The following is a 5,534-nucleotide window of genomic DNA, read 5'->3' on the forward strand; positions in this document are numbered from 1 at the left end:
GCGGCATCGGGGCCACCGCGCCGATCGCGCACCGCACTCCACAGCGCGCCGGGTCCAGTACGAGTCCCACCGACGCCACCGCGCGGCCCGGGCCGGTGCGTCCGGTGGCCTTCAGGAACACCTGCGGGGCGTGCAGCAGCGGCACCCGCACGAAGCCGATCAGTTCGCCCGGCCGCAGCATGTCGCGGCCGGCCAGCAGGTGGGAGACGGGGATCTCGCGCTGCGAGCACCCGGTGTCGCCGAGGCTGCCGGGGCCGACGATCACCAGCTCCGCCTCCAGCGCGGCCAGCACCGGCAGGGCGTCGCCGGTCGGCGCGGCCGAGGCGATGTTGCCGCCGAGGGTGCCGGCGTTGCGGATCTGCGGCGGGCCGGCGGCCCGGGCGGCCGCGGCCAGCGCCGGGATCAGAGCGGCGAAATCCGGCCGTCCCATCCGGGCGTGCGTCAGTCCGGCGCCGAGCAGCGCGTGCCCGTCCTGGTACTGCCAGCCGCGGATCTCGTTGATCCGGCCGAGGCCGACCAGGGCGGCGGGGCGCAGCAGCCCGGCGTTGACGGCGGCCATGAGGTCGGTGCCGCCCGCCACGGGCACGGCCGCGGGCATGGCGGCGAGTGCCGCGACGGCCTCGTCGAGCGATGCCGGCAGCATCACGGACTGCGCCCGCTCCGCCTGCGGCCCGAGAGCCGAGTGCGGTGCGTGCGGCCCCTGAGCCGAATGCGGTGTGTGCGGTGCGTGCGTGGTCAACCCGGCTGCCCCTTCCCGATGTCCCGGTCCCGGCGCTCACGCCTGTCCGCCGTACGGGTACGTGCTCACCGCCGGGGACGTTGGCAACTTCTGGCACATCTTCGGGGACCGCCCCGGCGCCGAGGGTGGCCCGCGTACGGGGTGCCGGCCCGCGCTCCGGCGCCGTCGCGCGCGCGGCCGGGGCGGGGCCCCGCGGGCGGGGCCTGCGGGCGGGGCCTGCGGGCGGGCCGGAGCCGCCTGCGGCACGGTCCGTCCACCCTCCGCCCGAACGTCCGTTTTTCCCCGGATCGGCCTCCTTTGAGCGAGAGTTCCAAAGGTTCCCGAAGAGTTCCGCTTCCGGACGGGCGGCGCCGGAGCGCCCCCCGCGCCCCCGGGTCACACGATCGGGGGCGCGCCTTCGAGCGGGCGTCCCACGACCCCCGGCCGCCGCTGCCACGGCAGAGGTCCGGCCAGTGGCCGGTAGTCGACCCCGAGGGCGTCCAGGCGTGCCAGGTGGGCCGCCGTGCGCGCCTCGAAGCCGGCCCAGTCACGGGATTCCGGTTCCGGCAGCCGCGACCACACCGTCTCGGCGAAGGCGGCCAGCCGGGGGAACACCTGGTAGTCCACGCGGGACTGGTTCTCCATCACCTCGGTCCACACGTTGGCCTGGGCGCCCAGCACGTGCGCGGCGGCCTCCGGCGACAGCTTCGGCGGCACCGGCTCGAAGCGGTAGACGTCCTCCAGGGTGCGCACGTACCCGATGGGCATCGGCTCGTCGGGGCCGTCCGCCTGACGGTGGTCCAGGTACACCTGCTGCTCGGGGCACATCACCACGTCGTGCCCGGCTTCGGCGGCGGCGACGCCGCCCGCGTAGCCGCGCCAGGAGGAGACGGCGGCGCCGTCGGCGAGGCCGCCCTCCAGGATCTCGTCCCAGCCGATGAGGCGGCGGCCGCGGGCGGCGAGCCAGCCGTCGAAGTGCCGGATGAACCAGGACTGGAGGCCGTCCTCCCCGTCGACGCCCAGTTCGCGGATGCGTGCCTGCGCGGCGGGCGAGGCCCGCCACTGCTCCTTGGGGCACTCGTCGCCGCCGACGTGGACGAACGGCGAGACGTCGGCCGGGAAGAGCTCCAGCAGTTCCTCGAAGACCCCTTCGTAGAAGCGCAGTACCTCCTCGGTCGGGGCGAGGACGTTCTCGCTGATGCCCCAGTCGTCCCACACGCCCAGCGCGGCGGTGTCCACGACGTCCGCGTTGCCCAGCCACGGGTAGGCGGCGATGGCGGCCTGCGAGTGCCCGGGGACGTCGATCTCGGGGACGATCCGTACGTGCCGTTCGGCGGCGTACGCGACGATCTCGCGGATGTCGTCCCGGGTGTAGAAGCCGCCGTGCGGGGTCTCGTTCCACAGCGGGGAGGCGCGGTGGCCCCACCGGCTGCGGGCCCGCCAGGCGCCCACCCCGGTGAGCCGGGGGTGGCGCTCGATCTCGATGCGCCAGCCCTGGTCGTCCGTCAGGTGCAGGTGGAGCACGTTCAGCTTGTGGGCGGCGAGCAGGTCGATGTGGCGCAGCACCCCGTCCTTGGGCGTGAAGTGCCGGGCGGTGTCGAGCATCATGCCGCGCCATCCGAAGCGGGGGCTGTCGGCGACGGCCGCGTACGGCAGGCTCCAGGTCCGGCCGGGGCGCAGCGGCGCCCGCCGGTAGGCGTCGGGACCGAGGAGCTGACGCAGCGTCTGGGCGCCCCAGAACAGCCCGGCGGCGTCCCCGCCGGTCAGTTCCACGCCGTCGGGGCCGATGTCGAGCCGGTACGCCTCGGGCCGCAGCCCGTCCGCTCCCCCGGGCTCCCCGGACTCGATCCGCAGCCGTACGTCGCCCCGGGCGCCGGCGGCGGGCGCGGGCAGGGCCCATCCGGTGGCGGCGCCCACCTCCCGGCGCAGCCAGCGTGCGACGCCCCCGGTGCCGGGCCCGGCGTCGAGCACGGGCTCGGGCCCGAAGGTGTGGCGGCGTCCCTTCGGGTCGGGAACGAGGTGTTCGGGGAGCGGGATCAGGTCCATGCGTCAGTCCTCCGCGTCGGCCGGCGGCCGCCCGGGCGGGGACGGCGGCGGCCGGCCCGCGGCGGCCCGCGCACCCGTCCCCGCGGGGCGACGCTCGTCGCGCCGACCCTAACCCGCCCCGCGCACACGGCGAAGGCCCCCGTACGCGCTGACGCGCATCGGGGGCCTTCGGCGGCGGAAGCCGGGACCGTCGGCCAGGACCTCGGGTCAGGACCTCGGGTCAGGCCCCCCTACTTGTCCTTGCCGCCCTTGTCCTTGTCGCCGCCGGCGCCCATGGACTCGTAGATCTCCTTGCACATGGGGCAGACGGGGTACTTCTTCGGGTCGCGGCCCGGGACCCAGACCTTGCCGCAGAGCGCCACGACGGGGGTGCCGTCGAGCGCGCTCGCCATGATCTTGTCCTTCTGGACGTAGTGGGCGAAGCGCTCGTGGTCGCCGTCGCCGTGGGACACCTGCGGCGTCGGTTCTACGAGGGTCCCCGTACCAGTCCCGCGCTCGGGCTCAAGAGTGCTCATAAATCCAGGGTACTGAACCCGGCCGGGCTCAGTTCAGCGACGGGTCGTCCAGATAGGTGGCGACCATCGCGAGCTCGCTGCGCTGGCGGCGCAGCACGGCTCGCCACAGCCGTTCGGGGTCGGGGTAGGAGACGTCGCCCGGTTCGGAGTCGACGACGTACCAGGCGCCGCCGCCGAGCTCGTCCTCCAGTTGGCCGGGGCCCCATCCGGAGTAGCCGGCGAAGATGCGCAGGGCGCCGAGGGCGGTGGCGAGGAGTTCGGGCGGGGCCTCCAGGTCGACGAGGCCGATCGCCCCGTGGACCCGGCGCCAGCCGAGCGGCCCCTCCTCCCCGGGTATCACGGCGACGCCCAGGGCGGAGTCCAGTGCGACGGGGCCGCCCTGGAACACCACCCCCGGATCGCCGGCCAGCGGGGCCCAGGGGAGCAGGATGTCGCGGACGTCCACGGGGGTGGGCCGGTTGAGGACCACGCCGAGCGAGCCCTGCTCGTCGTGGTCGAGCAGCAGCACCACCGCGCGGTCGAAGTTCGGGTCCGCGAGGGCGGGGGTGGCCACGAGCAGCCGCCCTGTGAGGGAGGACACCTCGGTCATGGGCACATGATCTCGCACAATCGCCCCTCGGGGGGAGCGGGCGGCGGTATCGGATCACGCGCAGCTCAGGGCGCACGGCGGCAGAGAGGAGCGCGCGCCGCCCCGCACGCCGGAACGCAACACTCCGCTACCTGGCGGACACCGAGGGTGCTGTGCCGTATTCATGACAGTCCTACGGCCCCGTCACCCATACAAACATGGGGGTGGTGGCCCTTACCCTTACGTCTGGTCCCCTGCCCATCCACTCCGGAACGCGAGATCCATGACCGGCAACGATGTCCTGCTTGTCCACGGCGGAACCCCGCTCGAGGGCGAGATCCGTGTCCGCGGTGCGAAGAACCTCGTGCCGAAGGCCATGGTGGCCGCCCTGCTCGGCAGCGAGCCGAGCCGGCTGCGCAATGTTCCCGACATCCGTGACGTGCGGGTCGTGCGCGGTCTGCTCCAGCTGCACGGCGTGACCGTGCGCCCCGGCGAAGAGCCGGGCGAGCTGATCCTCGACCCGACCTACGTCGAGAGCGCGAACGTCGCCGACATCGACGCGCACGCGGGCTCCTCCCGCATCCCGATCCTCTTCTGCGGCCCGCTGCTGCACCGCCTCGGCCACGCCTTCATCCCGGGCCTGGGCGGCTGCGACATCGGCGGCCGGCCGATCGACTTCCACTTCGACGTGCTCCGCCAGTTCGGCGCGACCATCGAGAAGCGCGAGGGCGGCCAGTACCTGGAGGCCCCGCAGCGCCTGCGCGGCTGCAAGATCCGCCTGCCCTACCCGTCGGTCGGCTCGACCGAGCAGGTCCTGCTGACGGCCGTCCTGGCCGAGGGCGTGACCGAGCTCAGCAACGCCGCCGTCGAGCCGGAGATCGAAGACCTCATCTGCGTCCTGCAGAAGATGGGCGCGATCATCTCCGTGGACACCGACCGGACCATCCGGATCACCGGTGTCGACCGCCTGAGCGGCTACAACCACAAGGCGCTCCCGGACCGCCTGGAGGCCGCGTCCTGGGCTTCCGCGGCCCTGGCCACCGGCGGCAACATCTACGTGCGCGGCGCCCAGCAGCGCTCGATGATGACCTTCCTGAACACGTACCGGAAGGTCGGCGGCGCCTTCGAGATCGACGACGAGGGCATCCGCTTCTGGCACCCGGGCGGCCCGCTGAAGGCCATCGCCCTGGAGACGGACGTGCACCCCGGCTTCCAGACCGACTGGCAGCAGCCGCTGGTCGTCGCCCTGACGCAGGCCACGGGCCTGTCGATCGTGCACGAGACGGTGTACGAGTCCCGCCTCGGCTTCACCTCGGCGCTGAACCAGATGGGTGCTCACATCCAGCTGTACCGCGAGTGCCTGGGCGGCAGCGCCTGCCGCTTCGGCCAGCGCAACTTCCTGCACTCGGCGGTCGTCTCCGGCCCGACCAAGCTGCAGGGCGCCGACCTGGTCATCCCCGACCTGCGCGGCGGCTTCTCGTACCTGATCGCGGCGCTGGCGGCCGAGGGCACCTCGCGCGTCCACGGCATCGACCTGATCAACCGCGGCTACGAGAACTTCATGGAGAAGCTCCAGGAGCTCGGCGCCAAGGTCGAGCTGCCCAACGGCGACCTGGTCTGATCATCTTCCCGCAGGGGCCCCACGGGGCCCCTGCGGGGCCCTGGAAAGGCCTGAGGGCGGCCACCC

At 73.7% G+C, this 5,534-nt stretch carries 5 protein-coding genes; 1 reads left to right on the top strand and 4 read right to left on the bottom strand.

From position 1 onward, the window contains the following. From SSNG_RS13530 to SSNG_RS13545, 4 genes are all read right to left on the bottom strand, one after another. A partial coding sequence (locus SSNG_RS13530; protein ID WP_165364997.1) for an FAD binding domain-containing protein occupies positions 1–643 on the bottom strand: 643 nt, incomplete at its 3' end. A 471-nt stretch (positions 644–1,114) separates the two neighbouring features. Next, positions 1,115–2,764 carry a beta-N-acetylhexosaminidase gene (locus tag SSNG_RS13535; RefSeq protein ID WP_007264395.1) on the bottom strand — a complete coding sequence of 550 codons (1,650 nt, stop codon included), beginning with the start codon at positions 2,762–2,764 and terminating at the stop codon, positions 1,115–1,117. Positions 2,765–2,994: 230 nt separating this feature from the next. Next, positions 2,995–3,279, bottom strand: coding sequence for a DUF3039 domain-containing protein (locus SSNG_RS13540; RefSeq protein WP_007264396.1), 285 nt, complete (start codon positions 3,277–3,279; stop codon positions 2,995–2,997). Between the two features lie 28 nt (positions 3,280–3,307). Continuing rightward, on the bottom strand, positions 3,308–3,868 hold the full coding sequence (locus SSNG_RS13545) for a YqgE/AlgH family protein (RefSeq protein ID WP_042800969.1): 561 nt from the start codon (positions 3,866–3,868) through the stop codon (positions 3,308–3,310). A 262-nt stretch (positions 3,869–4,130) separates the two neighbouring features. On the opposite strand from SSNG_RS13545, the gene murA reads away from it, so the two are divergent. Next, a complete protein-coding gene (gene murA, locus SSNG_RS13550) occupies positions 4,131–5,468 on the top strand; it encodes a UDP-N-acetylglucosamine 1-carboxyvinyltransferase (RefSeq protein ID WP_007264398.1) in 1,338 nt (445 codons plus the stop codon). Positions 5,469–5,534 lie beyond the last annotated feature (66 nt).

It is taken from the genome of Streptomyces sp. C, assembly GCF_000158895.1.
GTDB lineage: Bacteria > Actinomycetota > Actinomycetes > Streptomycetales > Streptomycetaceae > Streptomyces > Streptomyces racemochromogenes.